This is a genomic window from Pseudomonas sp. RIT-To-2, assembly GCF_029623465.1.
Classification (GTDB): Bacteria; Pseudomonadota; Gammaproteobacteria; order Pseudomonadales; family Pseudomonadaceae; genus Aquipseudomonas; species Aquipseudomonas silvicola.
This window is the reverse complement of record NZ_JAPYKM010000018.1, coordinates 16,562-36,866: the sequence shown is the minus strand read 5'-3', so window position 1 is coordinate 36,866 and position 20,305 is coordinate 16,562. Positions and strand designations below refer to the sequence as shown.

Genomic DNA, 20,305 nt, shown 5'->3' with positions numbered 1-20,305 from the left:
TGTTCAAGACATACAGCTATTGCAGCCCAAAGCAGACTGTCAGCCCAATAAATAAATCCGCCCCCTTTTCCGCACACTATTATTTTTGGTTGGTCATGTGCGAGCCCTAGCTCCCCAGCCTCTAAAAGATACTCGGTATTGTTTGACAATTTTCTCGATATTGAATTTTCGCTTAAAAATAAACCTTTTCAGTTCCTTATGAAGGTTCGGAATACTCACTATGCTTTTTAGCGCTCCGCTGGAGTTTGCAATAAACCCAAGAGCAAATACTGCTGCGTATTTTGGGATAGCTATATTTTTCCATTTTAAATATGCATAACCATTAAGAAAAGCGGATGGCCAAAAGCACAGCTTTGGAAGCTCCAGCGAACGAGGTTAGTGGTAGTTGAGCGTATTATTAGCGGCTTATGTGCCAGGATTTGAGTAAAAAATTTCAAACATAATGGATACTGCCTCCTTTGCAATGACTTCCAATTTTTCTCTTTCATCCCATTGCTGATCCACTCTTAGTGCTGGCGCATCGCGCTTGGCGTGTACCAAGCTGTTTCTTAGTTTTCGTACGCTTTGCACTCGTTCGCCGAACCCTCTTTCCTCAAGAAGAACGTGCGATTGCTTTTTTGAAGAGCCTGGGTTTGTTTCTCTTATGTGCGCTTCGATTACGGCAAAAGAAATGACGATTACGCTAGCCCATGCGCCAGTGCAGAAACAGGCTTGAGTGTCACTTATTAGTGCGCACGCTTGTTCTCCGACAAGATAGCTGCCAAGTTCCTCATAGTGAAAGATATGACTTTCATACCATTCGCGCCGCGCTTCCCATACTTCGGGCCTTGGAATTTCTAAGTGATCCATAGATAATCCGCTAACTGTAAATAGATACCAACTTATGTATAACCCCCAGGATGGGCGTGGCTTGTACGCACAGCGACAAATACTCAAATGAAGCTGAACAACATTTTCCGCAATGCGCTGCCTGGAGCAATCTTCAAAAAAAACTGCGGCGGATTGAAGCGGCCAACTTGCTTACGAATAGAGTCTAAAGAAACTCCTCTCTCCAATACATTCACATTTTTCAAGCCTATAGCGGTCACCTGCTCTCTGCCATCAGTATATCGATCAAAATCCTCTCTTGAAATGCAAATGCTTTTGCCATGAATACTCCAGATCTCCTCTGGAGTCGAGCTTTCTATAAAATCTATTTGCGCATGTAGACCAATTTCCCCTACGGGAAGCGTCGTATAGATCCAAAGCCGAGAGTCAACTGGTAGATTAATCGGCTTAACCCGCAGCTCCACAGTCTTCGCGCCAGACTTTATGTTTCTCACATGCTGAGGCTTAATAGATAGCAAAGCATCAATCATTATAGGCCTCTTTAATCAGAACTTTGAGCTTTTCAACGCCAATCCGCTCGGGCGAGACCAGATTGGCATTACTAATAAGGCCTAGCTCTTTTGCCCTTGAAAATGAAATTCGTCGATCAAACTCAATAAAATTGTCAAACGTGAACACATGAATGTTGCCAGCGCCATCACTAATCTCGAATAATTCTTGCTTCGAAAGCACACCTTGCCGATCAAACTTAACCGCCGCATCTTCAAGCTTTACGACACCTGAAAATGTAATTCTAGCAAATCCTATAATCTCCTGAATGCTCTTCATTCCCGAGACATAGAAAGCGATGATTCCACCCCGCAAGAAAAAAGACTCTTTGACAGTTGATCTAAAATAAGCCTTCTCAAGGAGAAATATTTGCTGATTACTTGAAAGCAGCGACAACTGATTTTTTACATTACCAATTAAACCGTTCGCAAAATTTTCGCGTATAGGGACTATCACGCAATCCCTGTCAGCACTAATAATAAACCTTGGACCAATAATAGTTTCAAAATCAAACCATGAAAAAACTTGAGACTCGTTATTTGAATCAGTGACAAACACACCAGTATTCTGAAGCTCTTTCTTAACCGGAAGATTTTCCGGAATGCTAAACTCACACAGCTTTTTTATGGCTTTAGCGAAATCCGGCCATTTTTTACGATCCAAAAAGCTGTCACTAACTATTTTAACGAAGTGATCAGTAGACTTGAAAAAGCCTTTCTTGGCCAGCGTATCTGACGTTAAAACCTGGTCATTTCCCATGTAAAAATCTATGCGATATGGAAATGCGCATTTATATCTCAACGCCATTTCAACGAAATGGTCAATTGCCGCAATTGACTGAGGAAGACTTTCATCCAAAAACAAAGCAGCTAAAGCATGCGAAGTTGACTTAACCGGATTTTGGAAAAAATATACTCCAAACAGCTCATCATCCAACCTAGCCTCATATAAAACTGGTCCGTTAGTGGTCGGTGATATCGTGTCCAGTGCCAAACGTACAGGTTCAGGTATGATGAAGCTTCTTAAAAAATCTTTCAGTTCTTCTGTCAAATTAGAGCTTGAAAATGAAAAGTCTGAGTTTAAGGGCTTATTAGTGTCTAATGTGCCACCGTCGGTAATCAGCTCATCTGGCGACAGTATCGCACATCCATATTTATATTTTATATTATTACAAGCTCGCAATAATGCTTTCTCACGCGTGATAAATCCATCTATCTTCGCAGATATACAATAAGCCAAGTGCCTAAGATCAGACTCGTCATTTGAAGCAAATTTTCCATGAACAGCTCGTGCTGGAAAGATTTCCTGCCTTAAAGCATCTGATATTTCCTGCAAATCAGCATTGGCCTTTAACTCCGGGAATGCTCCTGCCAGCCGTAAAACTGGATCGTCTGAGAACTTACTAGCTTGCCTTTCCAGCTCAGCCTTAAACTCTGGAGTTATACAGATGGAGAAACCGCCTTGAAATCCAACCTGCATTATTTTAACTATCTTCTCATAACCAGACCTTCCTTTGGATACGTCTAGCAAGAGGTTCAGATCCAATGCGAATGTTTGCTTTCTAAGGACAGGACCTATCGGTTTCACACCCTTTGACTCCAAGGCCAACCCACCAAATAGATCATTATCTCGGACTGAGAAACCGCGTACATTTATTATCCGCTTTGTAGTTTCACCGCCTCTGATTTGTTTATGAACCTGAAACCCAAGCTTTTTCCAAAACTCGTTGGCCGGCAAATCTGAAGCAACTCTCGCAACTATCGAATGATATCCATTATCTCTAGCGAATTTTTTCAGTTCATCAATCAATCGCGACCCTAGCCTAAGGCCACGAACGGTATGACAAGAATAGATTTGAAATACCTTCACGCTTGGCATAGTACCACCAAACATTAGGTAGCCTTTCAAATCCAACTGCGCATCAACCAATATCCATAGCTGACCTTTAGATGCCATCTGCTCATATACAGAATTAGCCAAGAACCCAAAAGAAGACTTATTATTGTCGGCAATTTTTGAAATCTGGCTAAGATAGGGAAATACTTCATCAAACTCTTTTAAAATTACGTAATCCATTACTAACCAATCTCTTCTTTGAATTTTTAGTGGTGGCGAAGATATCCTATCACAAAACAGAAGAATTCTCACGCACCTTCAGGCACAAGCCTATAGATTTTTTAATCTCTGACTTGCTCACACCCACCTGTAGCACTTAAATATAGATTTACCCTAATGGTAACCGAGAACAAGCCACCTATTAGACTTTCCATTTTTATAGCCTCCAACCATATTGACTCTGAAAATTGAACAGCGAGCAATACAAACTACAGGACGGAGGAGTACCTGAAGACGAGTAGCGCAACTAAGAGGTTCAGCATAGCCGTAAACGATGCCATTGAATAAAGTATAAAAATTAAAGGTAGACTTAGGAATAAAGCGAGACAATATAAAATATTAAATCCTTTAAACGCAACACTTTAAAGTGCCTTTTGACTCCTGGTGCCGCGTCACCTGCAACAGCGATAGAGATGATGGTGCCGCAGCCCTTATCAGGCTGCACTTGACTGACAGTCAAGCATGCCCCGGTCATCGCAGTGTTGCTTGCACCCGGCTCAAGATCTCGCGGCGCTGGTCTCGTCACCCAGTGCAGCCTCCTCCCGCCCACCGCTATCGGTGCTCAGGAGGCCAGATCATAAGATGCCCTTGCTCCTGGTCGTAAGGAACCGCCAGTCCCGCGTCAGTGGACACCCTCACAGGTCGCAGGGGCCTTGATCCCTGATAACACTCAGCATTCTTGGCGGGATGACGGTAAGCGCTCCATAAACCCCACCGAACTCAAGGTGAGTGGTGCGCTCAGCTACCCGATGCGGGCGAGCAGTTCCACGGCAGCAAGGCTTCGTAATCTTCAACCGATATTGCCGTTGGCAAGCGCTCCAGTGCGTGGCGCAGCCACGCATAGGGCTCTTGCCCGTTGGCTTTGGCAGTCTCAACCAGGCTGTAAAGTTGAGCACTGGCCTTCGCGCCCTTGGGCGTATCGCTGAACAACCAGTTCTTTCTTCCGATCACGAACGGGCGAATCGCGCGTTCCGCGGCGTTGTTGTCGAGTGGCAGGTAGCCTTCCTCGACGTATGGCTCCAGCTTGCTCCAGTTACTTGCGAGGTAACGAATGGCTTTGCCCAGGGCATTCTGAGCAGTGACCTGTGGCTGCGTCTTGTCGATCCAGCTTTTCAACTGAGCCAGTACTGGCAGGCTTCGTTCGCGACGACCGATCTTGCGTTCAGCGTCAGCGCAGTCTTTGAGATCGCGTTCGATCCCGTAGAGCTTGTTGATCAGATTCAGCGCGATGTCCGCGCGCCCCGTTTTACCTTTGGGTTGCACTTTCTGTGCTTCAACGAACTTGCGACGAGCATGGGCCCAGCATCCCAAACGCTCAACTCCTGCTTGGGCGCCCAGTGCGTTGTAACCGGCATAATCATCGGTCATGACGTAGCCACGATAGCCATCGAGCAGGCGTGTAGGCACTTCCTGCGCTCGGCTGGTGGAGTAATCAAAAAGGATGACCGGCTTATCCGGTGGACCGCCAGTTTGCACCCACATCCACGACTGGCTCTCTGGCTCGCGGTCAGGTTCATTCAGCACCTGCACCCGCGTTTCATCGCAGTGGATGACGCGACTGGCCAGCAGGCTGTCGCGCATCAGATTCAGCAGCGGTTGCATGTGCTCGCCGCACTGGATAACCCAGCGAGCCAAGGTCTGGCGAGGGATATCGATGCCGTGGCGGCCCAGTACTTTTTCAAAGCGGTGAAGCGGCAAACCGTCTACATATTTTGTGGTCAGCAGCATCGCCAGAACGCTGGGGCTGGCCATGCTCTTTTCAATCAATTAAGCGGGCTTGTCCGCGGTGACCGGGGCGGCTTCGCAGTCGCGGCAACCGTAGATCTTGCGCACATGCTTGATCACTCGGATTTGCATTGGCACGATCTCAAGCTGCTCGCTGATTTCCTCACCAATGCTGTGTTTACGGCAACCGCAGGCGCAGGTCAGTTCGTGCTCGGGCAGTTCGTGGAAGTGACGGCTGTGTGTCGCTGGCTGATCAAGGCTACCTGTAAGGAGACAATATGAAGCTGCTGCTACGCACACTCACCGCAGTATTCGTGTTTGCCGGCATTTTTGCTGGCTACCTGGCAATATTACTGCTGGTGGTTCTGATGGTGCGCTTTCCACCGCTGCTGATCGTGGTGCTGCTGGCCTGCTGGATTTTCAACCGACTGGCTAGAGATTCAAAGTCAGCACATCAATAGGAACCTTGGAACGCATGGGTAGCAGCAAGGCTACCCATGCGACCGTCAGGTGATTTTCTTTTGTCGTCCCGCTTTATCGAGACGTTAATTTTTTCTGCAGCTTTTCAAACCACTGCTTTACAGCACCCTTAAAAACTCGGCGACGGCAATAACCATACCCTCTTCCTCAGGCTCAAGAACCAAGGGCTCATACTCAGGATTTAGCGGCTTGAGCGTTATCCGCTCGTGCTGCCATTCGCCGTTATCAGACGTAGTTTTTCCGCTGGAGTAGACTTTCAAGGTGTACTCCCCACCGGTCTCAGTATCTGCCACGCCTGCATGCCAGATGAGCAACTTCCGGCCCTGCCGAGTACCAGCCGGCAGCGGTCGGAACAGGCAGTAACTACCATCAGGCACCAGGGGCTCCATGGATCGACCGAGCACCTGGGCCACAAACATGCCAGGCTCCGACTTGCCGTTATCCAGCACGACCCAGTTTTCAGCATATTCGGCCAACTCAAGTAATCCGTCCTGCTCCTTACTCCAGGCTCCAGCAGCGACCTGCAGGCCAACCAATGGTACGCAGCCCTGATAGGGTACAAAGCCTGCCTCATTCGAGGTTACGGTCTTGAATGGCAATACTTTGGCACTGGATACAGCCACACCAACCACTGAGCTGCTTGCAGAATTAAACCAGTCATCACTAGCAGCCAACTCCTTGGCCTTCGCCTTGCCGATCACTGCTCGCGCAATGCGGCGCATGTGCTCACGCATCACAGTCTTGTCATACAGCTCCTGGAACTGGATTTCGATCACCTCGTAATCTTTGTTCAGCAACTCCTGACGGATCTGACGATCCTTGGTGGCTGTTAGGGCATTGCCGTGCAGGTGCTCGCTCATGCCATCTAAATAGATGCAAACGCCCTCGTACTGATCGTTGGGCTCGTGAAAATACACGTCCGGACGGGTCGTGATGCCACCGGATAGCTGAATCGGTCGCTCAGTCTCAAACGCAGCCATGCCTGCCGCCTTCAGCATTGCCACTAGCTGTTGCTCAGGGGGATTACCCGGTTGCTGAGTCAGTGTTTCATCCGGCAAAACAGGCGCCAATTCATGGGCAAAGTTCAGGGTGCTCCCCCAGTCGTTGAACACTTCAAGCGCGGTATGGCGATTCAGTTTGTCATGATAGAAAGTGTTGCGGAAATGCTGGAGACAGTCCACACAGGACGACTCACAGGCAGACGGACACTCCTCGGCCAAGCGCCTTGCCGCACTCACCACATCCGGCCAGTGCTCAAGCAACTGCTCCAGCAGGCCCGAGCCACCCGGCATGGGGTCATACAGCAACGCATCTACCGACTCACTCCCCGGTTTGCCTATCACCTGTACCTGGAGATCGGATATCTCCATATCCAGAACGTCGGCTGCTCCTTGACGCAGAGACTCCATGACGCTGTAGGCCGTTTCCTGGGAGGCGCAGTCCTGCAGTACTAGTGCGTCGGCTACCACCTCTGCGTAGAAAGCGATGGTCTGAACGGGGCGGCCGCAGCGCTCGATATGGTGCTCATTGAACTTATCCAGCTCCTGCTGGCTGCTCATGGCCGAGCGGCTAGCACCACACACCAGACAAAGCGGATAACCCAGCAACGCCCCGGATCGCACTTGCGAAGCCGCGCCAACATTCACCAAACGCATGTGCAGGCCATGCTTCAGTTGCAACTGCGCTTTGCCCCACTCATAGACTTTACCGCCGGAGTGCCGCCCCTGGTCTTGAGCAAAGACTGCCACCGCCATCTGGAAGCGATAGTCTTCATCGTCCGAAATATAGGAATGATGGGGGGCATCCACATCGCATATCGCTACACCCGGAATTTGCGTGACCGACATGGAGCTGGCTTCACTGCCAGCCTTAGTGTTCGGGCCAGTTTCCTGGACTGACTCACTTGCCACATCCACAGCAAATACCAGAGGCTCTTCCGGGATTAGATGGAAGTGACGTGGCACAAATTTGTGAGCATTGGCATAAATCAGGTTTCCAGGCACATATTCGCGAACAGCCAGCGCAGTGTTACGGCGTAACTCCCAATCACTAATGTCACTGCTGTGACGAGGCGCTACATGGGTCAGGGTAACCGCACCGGTATCCAGTCCATAACCCGGCAAAAAGCCTTCAGCCGCTAATACGCCATAGGTATTGGTGTCATCAAAACCCTCTGCCTGGCTACGATTGCGCTTGGCCTCGCCTTTTAGTTTTTTTACCAACCTTTCGCAGCGGGCGCGCAAGGCCTCTTCATCGGCGTCCAGTGCGCCCTTGCCAGCGGCCACCTTACGCAACCGTTCCAACTGCCCCAAAGCCCACTGCAGGCGCTGGAATAGACGATTGATTACCCCCTGGAGCTGCTCAGCAAAACTACCAATGAGCACCTCTAACTGGCCACGGCTTACTACCTCGCGGTCACTAGCCGGCCACCCCTGGTGGAAGGCTTTAATCACCGCATTCAAGAGTGCTGCTTTATGCTGCGCTATCTGCTGGCTCAGCGCTTCAACCGGTAGAGGCTCAACCCTCACCATGCCATCAGAGGTAAACAGATAGGGTCTGATTTGAAGTGGCAAGCAGGCAGACAAGGCCTCCTGCAGCGCAGCAGCCTGTTGTCCTGGCAGACAGTTACTACGCAGCATCTGCAGCAGCGTGGTCAGTACCGTGGCATTCACATGCTTGGCCACCATGACGGGGTTGCACAGGTTGAAGCTGGGAGGCTCCACCAACCCCTCGAGCATCTTCAGCGGTTCATTGAAATAAGCTCGGTCATGACTGGTTGTGCGTGCATAGGTCAGATCCAGCGCCATGCGGAACTGACGCCCGGCACGACCAGCCCGCTGCCAGTAATTGGCCGGTAGGGGCGGTACGTTGCGCATCAAAACTGCATCCAGCGAACCAATGTTCACGCCCATCTCAAGCGTGGGCGTACACACTAGCGTGTTGATCCGCTCGCTCTCGCCCTTGAAGGCGTTTTCGATGCGTTCACGCTCCGGCCCTGGAATCTGCGCAGAGTGCTCGCGGGCACGGAGCATAGAAAACTCTTGATCCAGCAGCAGCAGGTCGTAGTTGTCTGGATTCTCGGCCTCGAATACCAGCTTGCCACTACAACGCCAGGCCATACAGGTCATACCCGGGTTGACCCGGGCATGCAAGCGTCGGCAGGTCTGGCAGCGATACATGCCTGACGCAGGCACCAGCATCATGTGATCCACATGCACCTGGGTGGCGGCGTGACAGCCTGGCAAGTTCTTGCCGCGGGCGCCCTTGAACTGCACATGCGTCAGCAACTCCAGTTCATCGGTACAGAGGCGCCAAACATCATCCAGAAAAGACTGAACGTGATCGGGATTCACTCCCCAACTCACAGCAGCCTGTTTGGCAGAACTGTCGTAAGTGCTGAACCACTGCTTAATACGCCCTTTGTCGTGCTGACCATCGCGCTCAAACACCAAGCCCTCAGGTACGCCACGCATGATCGGCAGATAACCGCGCAGCACTTCCTTCTCACCGTCCAGCCAGAATTTGGAAAACATGCGGGTGACAGGGTCATACAGCATGCGCCGGGACCGGGCGGCATCCAACAGCGAGGCAATGCCGTCGCGCAAGTCAGCCGGTGAGCAGCCCAACGCCCTTGCCCACTTCTGAATAACCGGAAGTGCTTCATCCAGCCCCAGATACTGGATCTTCAAACGCCCCAACGGCTCCAGACCGGTGCTTTGGCGCGCCCCCAAGGTCAGCTCACGCAGCACCTGGGCGCGCAAAAACCACTTGCGTTCCTCGGCATGCGCCAGGCTGGTTTCCGATTTGGGTTCGACTCGCCAAACCTCCGGGATCAACGCCCGCGACAACTCATCATCTGCATCCAGAAACTTGTCCAGCCACAACACCAGATCACCGACCGAGACGGCGCCTTCGCGCAGCTTTTTGTAGATCAATTCCCTGAGGCGATAACGACGGGAGCGATCCTGCATCCAGCCCGCCTGGAAAGCGGCATCCTGGCGGTTGTCTGCGAACACCAGCAGGCGCTTGCGCTCGGCACGGTGGATCATGCTCTGGGCCAGCACATGCACATCCGCCACGCCCGTCGCGCGTACTGGACGGGCCGGCTCACGGTAGCTGCCGCTTACCCGGCGGCCATGAGCGCCGCATGATACACAGCGGGTCAAACGGCCAATGTGTTCTTCCTTTTGCTGTACGAAGTGCAATGCCTTAAAGGTCTTGTTGCGGCCACAACCAATACATTCAGGACCCTGCCGGTCATGTGTGGTGCCGCAATAACGGCAGACGAAGAGCACCTCAGTACGCGAGGGTTCCTCCTCACCATCGGAGCCAACCTGATGATCCAGTGAAACCGCACGTACGCCCCCCAACGGAATGTCCTGGGCACGCCAAACACGACTCTTGCCCTCTGCGGAGCCACCGCCAGGCGCATCACCGGTGTAATCGAAATCCTCCAGCCCATGCTCGAAGTAGTGCTGGCCACAGGTCGTGCAGCTCGACAGTGGGAAGGTTTTCAGTTCAGGATCACGCCCTTCAGTCGCAGCTAGTGCATCCTCAGCCGACAGCCACAGTCGCCCCAGCTGCCCTTGCCCTTCTTCAAAGGTCACCACTGCGCCGCTGACACCGCGCACAAAGCCGTGTACCACTGGGCGCAGCAACGGCCGGTCACCATTACGGGCCGCAGCCCCCAGGGCCAGCCAGATCAGGATTTCCTCTTCGGTGATCGGGCGTCCCAGTTTGTCGTTCAACTCTTCCAACAAGGTAGCCACGGCTCGCGCACGGCGCAGCACATCGGCGATTTGAAACACCACCTCGTTATGGCTGAGCCACTGGTTCAGCGCCTCACGCCAGTTGTCACCGGCCATGCGAATGCCGCTGGTGGTCTGGAACCAGATGCGGAATGCCTGCAGGTCAGCGGGTTCTACCTCGGCTCGGTCCAATGTGCCGAGCATTTCCAGCACGGTTTTCAGCTGCATGGCCTGATCGCCATTGAAGGGCGCGCTGACAGTGCGCGGCTCGCCCCAGATATCCTCTTCGTAGGCTTCGCCGATCAGCTCGACATTTTGGCCATCAACGCCAAAGAAGCGACTAGCAAACTCGCGGCCGGCTTCGATACCGCGGCGCGGGTCAGCAATGGTGGCGGAGGTGGCGACACAGGTGGTGCTATTTTCGTCCTTGCCGCAATAGGCACGCAAACGGCGAATCAGGCAGGCGGTTTCGGCACCGCCGGCACCAGTAAAGGTATGCGCCTCATCGAAGACCATGAACTCCAAAAGGGCGTTGTCAAACAACTCCAGATCCTGCTGGCGAGTCAGTAGTAGCTCCAGCTGTTTGACGTTGGTAAGCAGAATGCGCGGTTGCTGGCCAGGGGTACGCATGGCTTCGCGACTCACCCGTTCCTCTGCCGGATGCAGGGCTACGTCTACTTTCTGCTGCTGCATCTGCTGCAGCTTGCTGCGGTAATCGGTCACCGTACTACCCGGTGCCAATCGCACGCCATTGATATCCGCCTCCGTGCGTGGTGTTTTGCCAACGTACATGCCGAAGGTGACCCCCGTACCGACCAGCAGCTCGCGCATCCGCTGCAGCTGGTCTTCGGCAAGGGCGTTCATGGGGTAAACGATCACCGCCGTTACCCCCGCCTCGGCGCCATCATCACGCAATTGTAGACAACGACTGATAATTGGCAGCAGGAAGGATTCCGTCTTGCCCGAGCCGGTACCGGTCGCCACCAACGTGGTCCGACCGGCTTTGATGGAACGGAAGGCCTTTTCCTGATGCAGGTAGGCACCCGGGTAAGGAGACAACTGTCGAATATGCGAATGCAGCACGCCTTCCTTAACCAGTTGTTCCAGGCTGGCACCTTTCATAAAGGTGCGCGACAACGAAATAAACGGCCCCTTCAACAAGGGCGTATTGCGGGTGTGCTCCAGATTGAGCAGTTCGCGCATCTGTTGGTAGAGATTTTCGTCAGCAAAGGCATACGTGCTGAGCTGGTAGCGCAGAAAGTCGCTGACCACGTCTTCGGTATAGGTAATGGGGTTCAGCATCAGAACAGTGCTCCCTGCGGTGATTCTGTTTTAAAAGTCGCCTGAGCTTCGGCGACGTCGCCGGCTTGCTCTGGCTGTGGCAGCGGCACAATACGACGGATCAGCTCGGCATGTGCTGCGCATTCCTGCCAGAAGTGCTCGGCATCTTCGCTGAGCTGCCAATCGAAGAAACGCGGACCAAGGCACGAGGCTACAGGCTGATAGTGCTGCGCACGGTCATCATGGCCTAGACCGAAGTCGGCCAGACGCAGCTGCTCGGGGAGCATCCAGCCTTCGCCGTCATTCTGAGCGAGGAACGCCTGAAGACCTTTATCCTGTAGGTCGTGAAAAGCAATCAGCGACAGGACGGTATGGCGTACCTCGGGGGGCAACCCTTTGCCCAGACGCCAAAAGCCTTTGGGATTCAGCGCTCTCGCTGCATCCCCAGAAAGCTCATCTACTGGGAGATCACATTCTTTGAGGATATGACAAGCCCCCTCCCAGTCCAGACCAGCGATTGCGAATAGTGCCGCGTCAATAATAACCCTCAGCCTTGTGCGCTCATGCGCTGTAATAGCAGCCCTAACGTAAGGGCGTGCGAGTGAATCCAGCACTGGGGAATAAATTGGATTGCTTGCGGAAATCAGACTGAGAGCTGCCTCTACTAGCTGCTTTGGTACATTTTGTAGTGGAGGTAGTGGTGACTCTTCTGCAATAAAGTAGTTGATCGTCAATCCGCCCAGCCTGTTGCGTATTGCAAAATCGAACACAAAAGAATCTAGACAAGCAACAAGTGCGAGTCCAGCTGCCTCCCCTTTATTTGGGATCAATAGCGGGACCTTGTTACCACACGGGAAATCCCACACAGCAGAGGAAATCATGGTTCTTGAGTTAGTGGCAGAACCAACGTCCATATAGCAGGGCTTCAGGCCACGAGCAGTTTTCGGATTTCCGTTCTTGTCAGCAGCGCAGACGTAGTCTGCATAGCTCATTAGGAACTGTGGATCAATGATCTTTTCTTCGAACGGAATATCACGCCATAGGGCCGAGCGGCCTTTACCACTCACCCAGCCTTTTTCACTGAAATCGAACTGCCCAATCATCCGCCCTTCATAGAGCGGCAACGCCACACCTTCAATCTCCTCGACCCGCAGCGCTTGCTGCCCATCCCGCGACAGCACAAGCCCCGGCTCACGATCCAGAATGTGCTGCGGGCCGCTGTAATCGTGCCAGTGACCTTTCAGCCAATGACCATACTCGTCAGGTCGATAACCCTTCTCCTCCCACCTGGGTCTTGGTGGGAAGAGCTTGGAATCGTTGGTCATATGGAATTCGGTGGCGTACTTGATGCCCCAACCGCTTTCGCTCTGGTCGCCCAGCAACACACCACTGGCGTAGATCTTTTGCAGCACGCACAGATCCTGCTCGCTGCGGATCTCCAGGATGGCCTTGGAGTAAGGCGAAAACTCCTCAACCCGCGCCCGCGGGTAGGCCAGCACATGGCGCTCAGCCTGCTCCCAGTCGTCCACATTGCGGTGCATAAAGGCGGCGCGGATAGCTTTCGTCTCGCCGCCCTTCTGCACAATCAGCGGGCAAAATTTGAAGCGCGAGTCGATATCAAACACCTTCTCGCGATTCTCGAAACCAAACAGCCACTGCCAGTCGCACTGGCCGAGGAACAGCTCGCGCAGGTCGGTGGTGCCCTTGTCGGTGTAGATACCACTGGGCACGATCATGCCCAGCCGTCCCTGACTTCGCAGCAAGGCATGGCTCTGCTCAAGGAACAGCTTATAGGTGTTGAGGTCGGCCGAGCCCTGATACAGGAAGGGGTGCGCAGTATCGGCAAAGCCCTTGTGCTTCTTACGTTGCTGCAGCCATTTTTTGTGTACAGCGGCTGAGGACTCGAAGCTGTTACGGCCACTGCCCAGATTCAAGTCATGTTTCTTCTTCTTGCCGTTTTTGTCTTCGGTGACGCGATCACCAAAGGGCTTACCCACGTACTTCGCCCAGTTGGACATACCCTTCAGGTTGGCGTTGTAGGATATCCAGTCATGCTCCAGTTGCGGGCGGACACGGAAATAGTTCAGCTGTTTGGCCAGGGCATCCTGTTTCCCATAGGCTCGGTAAAGCGGATCGTGGTTGGAGAAGAACTCCTTGGAATTTGGCTTCTGGATTTCCCACGGCGGGTTACCCAACAACACATCAAAGCCGTCCTGCGTGGCGGTGAAAACATCCGGGAACTCCAGCTCCCAGTGGAAGAACCGTTGCCGGCGCGCCAGGTCAGCCGCGAGGGTCAGAACCTGCTCGTTTGGTTTAGCAAAATCACGTGGCAGCGGTGCCTGCTCGATTAGCTCACCGGGCCAGAACCACAGCGCGCACCAAAGATCCATACGCGCTTTCAGGGCGTGGTAGTGGGGGTTATTCAACACCTCGTTGCGATAGACTTCGGCGCGTTTCTCGTTTTCGTGTACCGGCAGGCGGTGCAGCTTGCGGAACACCTTGAGCAGCTCGTCGTGCACACTGCCAGCATCCAGCCCTCCGTCCAGCGTCAGCTGACCGCTGAGCAGCGCCTGCAATTGTTCAGGCACGACTTTGGCTCGCGCCTTGATCGCATCGGTAAACACATCGCCCTTGCGCTTGCCCTTTGCATCTTCGTACCAGTGGTTGATCAGGTTGTCCGGCTTGTTCTTCTGGTAGTCCTTGTCACCGCCCTCCCGCTCCCAAGCCATAGCCGGGTAATCGCGGTAGGTATCGAACCAGGCACCGACCAGGGCGTTGCCGACCTTAAGCTTGTGATCTAGGAAGCCAAAGGGCAGATCACGATCCATGGTTTCCACCCACAGCGCCATACGGCCCAGCTCTACCGCCAGTGGATCGAGATCTACGCCGTACAGGCAGTTTTCCACAATGTGACGCTTGAGTTGGGAGCGTAGCGCTTCTTCAAAAGCATCATCCTTGGGGTTGAGCTTGGTCAGCTCATCACTAAGCAGTTCGGCCAGTTTGCCGTCAGCCATACGCGGCACACCGCCGTCTTCACTGCGCTCGATCAGTTTGTGATGGAATAGCGACTGGGTCAGGGCTTCGGTGAGGTAACGCAGTGCTCCTGCCAGGAAGGAGCCGGAGCCCATGGCTGGATCGCAGACCTTCAAGGCCAGAATCTGTTCGGGCTTTTTCGGCGCCCAGTCCAATACGGCGTCCAGTCCGGTGCGCGGGTCAGTTTCTGTACGCACGGTTTCATAGGCCAACGGCTGCAGGGTACGACGCACAGTGGGTGCGGCCAGTTGCGGGCGAGTGTAAAAGGTGCCCGCACCTTTACGGGTGCCGCCCCAACGCACCAGGAAAAACTGGCCGGGCGTAACCATTCGAGCACACAACTGCTTGCCGGCCCTCTCCAGTGCCTGAGCTGCTTCATCGCCAATAGTTTTGGCTTTGCGTCCACGGGGCTTTTTCACCAGTCCGGCAATCTGCGCAGCACGTTGCAGCCAAGCATTGGCGCGCAGCAGGTGATCTTCACTGATGGTCAGCCCTTCACCGCTGTCGTCGCTAGCGCTTGTGCTTTCTTCGCTTCCGGCTTCGCTGGATTCAACATCTTCGTCGGCGCTGTCTTCGCCGTCATCGATGTCGACAGCTTCTTCTGAGTCGTCTTCACCTTCTTCGTCGCTGTCGTCACCGGCTTTATCCTTTTTCTTCAAAGCCTCAAACAGCTGCTTAATGTCCTTATCCTCCATGGCGTCCAGCTGCGATAAAGTCAGAGCTGGCTGATTACCAACGGCGAGGAAGATCACCGGGTCATTCTCAGCTGCCTGTTTCAACTCAAAGTCGAGTAGGCCTTCGTAGAGGATGCCGATGTATTCCGAGGACAGAGTAGAAAAATCCACCGGCGCATCCACCCAGCGACTGCTGCGGCCCTGACGCACCTTCATCTTGGTCCGGGTCAGCAGGCGCAGCAGTTTGTGAACCTGAAGGTCGCTGACCAGGTTATGATGACTTTCCAGCAACGCGAGCGCACGGGAAATACCATCGTCGCTGGACGGATTGCCCGACTCGAAAAGGGCGCCACCATACTGTGGTACGGTAAGGCGCTCATGAGCAGAGCCCTCGTAGATCAGGTTGAACAGCCCGATAAGGCGCGGCCAGGCACTACGGCCCTGGCTCAGGCGTTCGTTGCCCCGGCCACCAGCACGGCGATCCAGTTGATGACGCAGCCCCTCCAGGCTGTAAGCCTGCTGGTAAATCGGGTTGTCGACAGGCATCAGCCCACGGGCTTCAGCAAACAGGGTGATGATGCAGCGCATGATGATGCGCGAACCTGCAACGTATAGATCCTTGTAATCGTGAGCCTGCCCTTGCTGTTGTGCCTGCTCGATGGCGATATGGGAAGCGGTGATCAGCTCCTCTACACCCTGGCGAACGCGCTCACCCAGTACGTTGGAGAGCTCAGCCTGTCCCTTACGGGAGGCACTGATGGCCTGCAGGAATTGGCTTTGGCCCTGCTCCGCCAGCAGCGTGTTGCGATTGAGCAGGGTGCGCCAGACTATGGTCTGAGCAGATGGCTGACCTTCGTTGAACCAAAGATCGATATCCCATTCACACCAAGAGTCGTAATCGGCACCGGCGTGCACCAGTCGCCATTGGCGACCATTGGTGACCAGCGCCAGCGCCTGCCCGGTACGGCGCAGCCATTCCACCACGCGGCCCAACAACTGCCGTGAACGCCCTACTCCCAATCGGCTTGCAAACTGGCGTGAGCCGCCATCATCAGGCACGAACACGGCTAGAGTCTCGCCGTTAGGCCCCAGCCACAGGCGACGCGGTTTAATCTGGGCGCCGGTGAAACTCCGTATTGCCCAACGGCTATCCAAGCCCTGGGCCTTTTGCCATTCATCAGCAGGCAGGTCCGAAAGATCCTGCAGAATGTAATCCAGCAGACTGCTCAGACTTTCATTACTGCCGTCAAAGGCTGTGAGTGCTCGACGGAGCTTCTCAGCCTGATAATCGGACATCTCCGCCGCGGCACGTGGAAAAAACTCATCCAGTTTGGACGGAGAAATCAATAGGCCGCCGTGCTTAAGTTGCGCCCATCCTTCTGCGTGAAGACTCATGCCCGAACCTCCGGAAAACGAATTTCAATGGTGACCGGGAAGACTTGGGCTTCACCACGCAGATCAAAGCGACGAGGTAGCACCTGCTCCAAAATCCGACGTTTCTCTTCGCTCAAGCGTTCCTGCAGATCACCGAACTGGGTCTGACGACGTTTGAGCTCATCCTCCAGATCACGCAGACGCTTTTCCGCCAGCGCATCGGCATCGTCGAACAGTTGATGCTGGATGCTGGCAATGCGCTGCTCTTCGATCTCTCGCTTCAACTTCTCGATGCTCTGCGCTTTTTGCAGCGCGGCAACTTCACGAATGCGTTGCTCGAAAGCTTCTTTCTCATGCTCCTTCGCTTGCTCGTACGCGATCTTGAGTTGACCACGAAGGCTCTGAGTCAGCTCAGCTCGGTAATTGCTCAACAGTGCCCTGACATCGTCTTCAACCTCGTCCCATAGCTCACGCGCAGCAGCTACGTCGACAGCGCTTTGCTCTGCCAGCAAACCATGGTGCGGCCCGCGATAGGACAAGGGCTCACCCAACGCGTTGTTGCTCACTGGCAAAACCAGGGTGCGGGTCCAGTGATGAAGGGTTTCGCGCAAGTTGTTGACTGCCATTTCTTCTACGGTGAACAACACCAACGCCTCGACACCGGCCGGCACCTGACCACGCGTTACCAGCCACCGGCTCGGCGGCTGAAAGTCTGCCTGGCCACCTGGAAAACGCAGACGCGCAAAGGCATTGAGCGACTGACGTAGCAATGGATGTCCCAGGTGCAAGAGCACCGTATCTGGAGATGGACGGAAGACAGGGCGTCCATTGACGTTGTGGATAAAGAAGTGGTTGTCGAACACCAGCCAAGGCATGGCGCCGCTGATACCTCTTTGCGAAGGTAAACGCAGGCTGTCATCAACCACTGCCTGCCAACGCATAGGTAGCGGTGTTCGCACGCGCATGCGCCCCTTGGCATCCGGGCCATCGAGCACTTCGCGCGAGGCACCTAGGCTCATAGCGACGCCGAGTGTGTCTTTGAGCGTTTCAGGGCTCAGATCAAGATCTGCCAAGAGTTGCTGAAGGCGCTGCTTTTCGTCCTCACCTCGCTCCTGGGTGCGTACCTGAGCGTCTTCGGTAGCACTTCTACGGATGATTATCTGATGATCGAGATCACCTAGCACATCATGACCTTCATTCATCTCCATCATTCGACGCTGGAAAGCGGCATCGAACAACTCACCTACCGAGCCCAGATCCTCACGGATGTCGTTGACCTTACTGAGTACACGGGCAACGAACTGCAGGTCGCTGTCATCTTCGCTGGTGAAGTGAAAGATGGTGACATCCCGAGATTGGCCGTGACGATCGATACGGCCGTTACGCTGTTCAAGACGCGATGGGTTCCACGGGATCTCGTAATGCATCAACAAACGGGCGGTGTGCTGCAGGTTAAGTCCTTCTGAGGCAGCATCGGTCGCGACCAGAATGCGTACCGGTGCGTCCGGATCGTTGAAGGCGCGTTTAACCGCCTCGCGCTCCTCCTCATGCATGCCGCCATAGAGCTGACAGATGCTACCGAGGTCCGCCCCATATTCTGCTTTCAACCGGTTGACCAGGTAATCGAGTGTGGTCTTGTACTCGGTGAAAATGATCAGGCGCTCATCGACTTTCCACTGCTCTGCGTTACGCAGTTCTTTTCCGATCAGCTCACGCAGGCGATCAAAGCGGGCATCAGATTTAGGCTTGGCTTGAACAACGGGTTGCTTGTCGAGACCCAAAGACTTCAGCGCAGCATCAATTGCATCAATCTCGGGCTGCAATACATCCACATAGGGATGCATCCAGGCGCCAACAACCTGAGCGGCATGCCGGCTGCGGCTCTCACGCTCCTGGTCATCATCGATATCTTCTTCACTGGCGCGGCGGGCCGCCGCGACCTCAGTAGCCTGAAGCGCCTCTTTGGCGGCCAAGCCCTCCTTGAAACGCAACCAGCTGTCGGCAAAAGCCACTGGGCAGGACAAGAGGCGCTTGCGCAGAATTTCGATTGCGAAGTTGAGCACCATGCGTGCTTCTGGAGCGGTGCGAATGATGACTTTCAACTGCGTGCAAAACTTGCGAACGGCAGCCGCCAGCTCCTGCTCCGGTTTGAACATATAAAGCGGCAGCGGCTCCAGATAGCGCTTGGCAAACCGCGGCACTCGCCCGGCCTGACGATCCTGATCGTTGATCTCGCTTTTCAGTCGGCGGATCAACACATCGCCGATCATCTTGCGCTCTTTGTCGGTAAAGTCCGGCGTTTGAGTGAAACGGACCGGATCAAGCTGCTGCAACAGGCCCGAGAAACAGCGGGTATGGCCATTGTGAGGCGTGGCAGTCAGGAACAGGCGGTGCTCAAAATACGGCGTAAGTAGCCGCAGCATTTTGGCCAGATCGCTGTCCTCACCGAAATTGGACGGCATCAGGTTGTGGGCTTCATCGACGATCAACAGATCCCAAGGCAGCTGTGCTCCGCCACGTTGTTTAATGGATTCGCAATTGGCGATGAATTGCTCCAGCACATCAGGCTGGCGCAAGTAGTGGTAGGACGTGATGATGCGCTGCAGTGCACGCCAGGGGTTTGCATCCAGTCCCATCTCTTTCTGCAGCTTGTGGGTGGCGGCCTTGTCGACAATATCGAAGCCGAGGGAGAATTTCTCCTCCATCTCCTGCTGCCACTGGGTACGCAATGCCGCAGGAGTAATGATCAGCACCCGGCGGATACGACGCTTGCGGATAAGCTCAGCCAGAATCAGACCGGCTTCGACGGTTTTCCCCAAACCCACATCATCGGCTAGCAGTAGAGACACACGTGGCATGCGCATGGCCCGCGCCAGGGGTACGAGCTGGAAGTCATCAACGCTGACCGCACCATATACCGGAGCAGTAGGCACTGGCTCCGAGCGCTCATGTAGATCACTTGCAGATAAGAACGGAGTAAGGGCGCTCCATCGAGCGGCACGCTGCAGAGCCAGAAACTCATCCTGCTGCATCGGGGCTTCGCGATCGACTTTAGGCAGAGCATTCGGCTCCAATACCACCGGACCGCGCTCACGCTCCCATAGAAGCGATTCTTCTGCATCACCATCGGCATCGCTGAACTCGATGGTAACCAGGTGCAGCAACGCAGAGGTCTTACTGTCACTGAAGGGCTCAACGGAGGAGATCACACCGCGGCGGTTCCGGACAGTGGCGAGCATGCCAACACGGGGCACGTGGCTGGCCGCTGTGTCTGAATTGTTCATCGGGATTCCGTTCGATTAATTTTGAGACGGCAGAAAGGCTATCAATTGACTGGATTTTTGGGCTCTGATCGCGAGAAATCTTAATAGCCATAGAAAGATACGATTAATGCAGATGACGAACTTTAACCGTCTGAAGCGAATCGAGCCAGAACCTACTTGTTGAGCTTTAGATCTGCTTTCAGTTGGCCGGGGCGCAATCCTTGGACATCGGCGT

General features: G+C 54.1%; 7 protein-coding genes and 1 pseudogene. 1 reads left to right on the top strand and 7 read right to left on the bottom strand.

Annotated elements, in window-relative coordinates:
- Positions 1-405: 405 nt before the first annotated feature.
- The 4 genes and pseudogenes from QBK88_RS17230 to tnpC all read right to left on the bottom strand — a co-directional run.
- Positions 406-849 (bottom strand): hypothetical protein, encoded by a 444-nt coding sequence (locus QBK88_RS17230; RefSeq protein WP_277962983.1) that lies wholly within the window; start codon positions 847-849, stop codon positions 406-408.
- Between the two features lie 83 nt (positions 850-932).
- The gene (locus QBK88_RS17225) at positions 933-1,358 is read right to left on the bottom strand and encodes a hypothetical protein (protein ID WP_277962982.1); all 426 of its coding nucleotides are present in this window, start codon (positions 1,356-1,358) and stop codon (positions 933-935) included.
- Entirely contained in the window at positions 1,351-3,453 is a 2,103-nt protein-coding gene (locus tag QBK88_RS17220) for a GNAT family N-acetyltransferase (RefSeq protein WP_277962981.1), read from the bottom strand. Before QBK88_RS17220 ends, QBK88_RS17225 begins: the two co-directional genes overlap by 8 nt.
- 777 nt (positions 3,454-4,230) lie before the next feature.
- Positions 4,231-5,442, bottom strand: a pseudogene (gene tnpC / locus QBK88_RS17215) (IS66 family transposase); the annotation flags it as partial.
- A gap of 53 nt (positions 5,443-5,495) precedes the next feature.
- Here tnpC and QBK88_RS17210 point away from each other — a divergent pair.
- Positions 5,496-5,678 (top strand): hypothetical protein, encoded by a 183-nt coding sequence (locus QBK88_RS17210; protein WP_277962980.1) that lies wholly within the window; start codon positions 5,496-5,498, stop codon positions 5,676-5,678.
- 117 nt (positions 5,679-5,795) lie between these two features.
- Here the strand turns inward: QBK88_RS17210 and QBK88_RS17205 are convergent, their stop codons facing one another.
- Genes QBK88_RS17205 through drmD form a run of 3 tightly spaced genes read right to left on the bottom strand, consistent with a single transcriptional unit; the run spans position 5,796 to position 20,091 of the window.
- Complete coding sequence (locus tag QBK88_RS17205; RefSeq protein ID WP_277962979.1) at positions 5,796-11,747, bottom strand: DEAD/DEAH box helicase; 5,952 nt, start codon at positions 11,745-11,747, stop codon at positions 5,796-5,798.
- Entirely contained in the window at positions 11,747-16,828 is a 5,082-nt protein-coding gene (locus QBK88_RS17200) for an Eco57I restriction-modification methylase domain-containing protein (protein WP_277962978.1), read from the bottom strand. Before QBK88_RS17200 ends, QBK88_RS17205 begins: the two co-directional genes overlap by 1 nt.
- Entirely contained in the window at positions 16,825-20,091 is a 3,267-nt protein-coding gene (gene drmD / locus QBK88_RS17195; protein WP_277962977.1) for a DISARM system SNF2-like helicase DrmD, read from the bottom strand. The genes QBK88_RS17200 and drmD overlap by 4 nt, the downstream gene beginning before the upstream one ends.
- Positions 20,092-20,305 lie beyond the last annotated feature (214 nt).

Excerpts from the sequence above, each read along its gene's own strand:
- QBK88_RS17225 (WP_277962982.1), bottom strand. The coding sequence starts at position 1,358 with ATGATTGATGCTTTGCTATCTATTAAGCCTCAGCATGTGAGAAACATA.
- QBK88_RS17205 (WP_277962979.1), bottom strand. The coding sequence starts at position 11,747 with ATGCTGAACCCCATTACCTATACCGAAGACGTGGTCAGCGACTTTCTG.
- QBK88_RS17200 (WP_277962978.1), bottom strand. The coding sequence starts at position 16,828 with ATGAGTCTTCACGCAGAAGGATGGGCGCAACTTAAGCACGGCGGCCTA.
- QBK88_RS17230 (WP_277962983.1), bottom strand. The coding sequence starts at position 849 with ATGGATCACTTAGAAATTCCAAGGCCCGAAGTATGGGAAGCGCGGCGC.
- QBK88_RS17210 (WP_277962980.1), top strand. The coding sequence starts at position 5,496 with ATGAAGCTGCTGCTACGCACACTCACCGCAGTATTCGTGTTTGCCGGC.
- drmD (WP_277962977.1), bottom strand. The coding sequence starts at position 20,091 with ATGAACAATTCAGACACAGCGGCCAGCCACGTGCCCCGTGTTGGCATG.
- QBK88_RS17220 (WP_277962981.1), bottom strand. The coding sequence starts at position 3,453 with ATGGATTACGTAATTTTAAAAGAGTTTGATGAAGTATTTCCCTATCTT.